This is a genomic window from Skermanella sp. (assembly GCF_059503625.1).
Genome location: NZ_JCACHA010000226.1, coordinates 1 through 2,045 on the forward strand (window position 1 = coordinate 1; position 2,045 = coordinate 2,045).

3 protein-coding genes and 2 pseudogenes are annotated in these 2,045 nt (G+C 57.8%); 1 reads left to right on the plus strand and 4 read right to left on the minus strand.

Annotation, left to right across the window (positions count from 1 at the left end; genetic code table 11):
* The 4 genes and pseudogenes from AC5JJ6_RS05575 to folK form a co-directional block, all read right to left on the minus strand.
* Positions 1 to 212, minus strand: a 212-nt coding sequence (locus tag AC5JJ6_RS05575; RefSeq protein ID WP_496041090.1) for an HD domain-containing protein, incomplete at its 3' end; no start/stop codon positions are given.
* 198 nt (positions 213 to 410) lie between these two features.
* Positions 411 to 779, minus strand: a pseudogene (rpoZ, locus tag AC5JJ6_RS05580) (DNA-directed RNA polymerase subunit omega); the annotation flags it as partial.
* A 98-nt stretch (positions 780 to 877) separates the two neighbouring features.
* Positions 878 to 1,009: a hypothetical protein gene (locus tag AC5JJ6_RS05585; RefSeq protein WP_496041094.1), complete on the minus strand. Its 132-nt coding sequence runs from the start codon at positions 1,007 to 1,009 to the stop codon at positions 878 to 880.
* A 30-nt stretch (positions 1,010 to 1,039) separates the two neighbouring features.
* A pseudogene (gene folK / locus AC5JJ6_RS05590) lies at positions 1,040 to 1,387 on the minus strand (2-amino-4-hydroxy-6-hydroxymethyldihydropteridine diphosphokinase); the annotation flags it as partial.
* A 162-nt stretch (positions 1,388 to 1,549) separates the two neighbouring features.
* On the opposite strand from folK, the gene AC5JJ6_RS05595 reads away from it, so the two are divergent.
* Positions 1,550 to 2,045: LabA-like NYN domain-containing protein (locus AC5JJ6_RS05595; protein ID WP_496041091.1), on the plus strand; the 496-nt coding region annotated here is incomplete at its 3' end.

Below are 2,045 nucleotides of genomic sequence, written 5' to 3' on the forward strand. Positions count from 1 at the left end.
AGCAAAGCCGTCACGATCGAGGCGGTATCCAGCTTCATCTGTGTGAGGATGCCGGCGACTTCCAGCGGGTGCGAGAAGTAGGGGTCGCCGTTCGCCCTGGTCTGGGAACCGTGAGCGCGCATGGAAAACACGTAGGCGCGGTTGAGGGCATCCTCATCCGCGCTGGGATCATACGCTTTGACGCGCTCGACCAGCTCGTATTGCCGGATCATCGGCACTCACCCACGGCAAACGACAGCGTCAATGGTGGGATTTCGGACACTCGAACGGCAAGCCCCCGCCAATCGGCAGCCGATCGCTTACTCGTAGACCTTGCCGCTGTCATCGACGTCACGATCGACAAGGGCACCTTCCTCGCTGTCGACATCGATACCCGGCTCGGCTTCCATGCCGGCAAGGACATCTTCCTCGTCGTCGCCGTCGCCTTCAGCGTCGGCATCGGCGCCAAGCTCGTCGCCCTCGCCTTCGCCGTCTTCGCCCATGTTCATCTGCTGTGCCCAAGCCTGCTCGCCGGCCATCAGTTCGACGATGTCGTCCTCGGGCTCGTCGGCCTCGACCACTTTCTGGTGGCCCTTGATCAGCGCATTGCGCAGTTCGTCGAGGCCGATCGTTTCGTCGGCGATCTCGCGCAGCGCCACGACCGGGTTCTTGTCGTTGTCGCGGTCGATCGAAAGCGATGCACCGGTCGCGACGTCCCGCGCCCGTTGGGCGGCCATCATCACCAGCTCGAAACGGTTGGGAATCTTGAGGACGCAATCTTCAACGGTAACGCGTGCCATTACGGGCAAACTCCAACTATATGACAAGCCTTTTTATATACGGCCCCTATACCCGCGAAGCAAGTCCGACAGACCGGAAGCCTGGCTGCGATCCCCGGTCAATCTTCCATCTCCTGCGCGACCGGTTCGGCGCGCTGATCGGCGGGAAGCGCTGAGATCAGGTCGGCTATGCCGGCGCCAGTGGCGGGATGACGCCAATCCGGTGCGATATCGGCCATCGGAAGAAGCACGAATGCACGCTCATGCAACCTTGGGTGTGGAAGAACAGGAACGCTCGCCTTGGAGGAGACTTCGTCGTGGTAGACAAGCAGGTCGAGATCGAGGATGCGCGCTTCGTTCCGGACGGTCCGGGTCCGTCCGAACTCCGCTTCCACGTCATGGAGCAAGCCGAGTAAATCCGCAGGCGGAAGGAACGTTTCCACTGCGATTACACCGTTGACAAACCATGGCTGATCGGACACTGGAACTGGAGCGGTCCGGAACCAGCGTGACCTTGCGGTAATTGTAACACCGTGTTTCTCAAGGGCTTCGACTGCGGCAACGCATATGTCTTGAGGAGATCCATAGGCGTCACTGGAAAGGTTTGATCCTAATGCGATCAATATCACTTTTGCTGCATCCTCCAGCGAACCTCTTGTCTGTTCGCAAGCATTGCCCTATCTCTACATGGTGGCCAATGTGACATTAATGCCTCCTCTCATAGCCACAGGGGCGGTGAAAACAAAATTGGCCGGCCGACGATAACCATTATAGTCAAAAAAGGTTCTAAGATGATTTTCTATCAAGAAGAACGTATCGCGATGTTCATTGACGGAGCAAATTTATATGCGGCCGCGAGAGCGTTGGGGTTTGATATCGACTACAAACGTTTGCTGGATCTTTTTGCATCTAAGGGACGCCTAGTCAGGGCCTTTTACTATACCGCCCTTGTAGAAGATCAGGAATACTCTCCGATACGCCCGCTGGTCGATTGGCTGGACTACAATGGATATACCATGGTGACCAAGCCGACCAAGGAATTTACAGACGCGTCCGGCCGCCGCAAGATCAAGGGCAACATGGACATCGAACTGGCCATCGACGTGATGGAGATGGCCGAACACGTCGATCATATACTGCTGTTCTCGGGCGACGGTGACTTCCGCCGGCTGGTCGATGCGGTTCAGCGCAAGGGCGTTCGGGTTTCGGTCATCAGCACCGTGCGCAGCCAGCCGCCGATGGTCGCTGACGAACTCCGCCGCCAAGCCGACAATTTCATCGAACTCC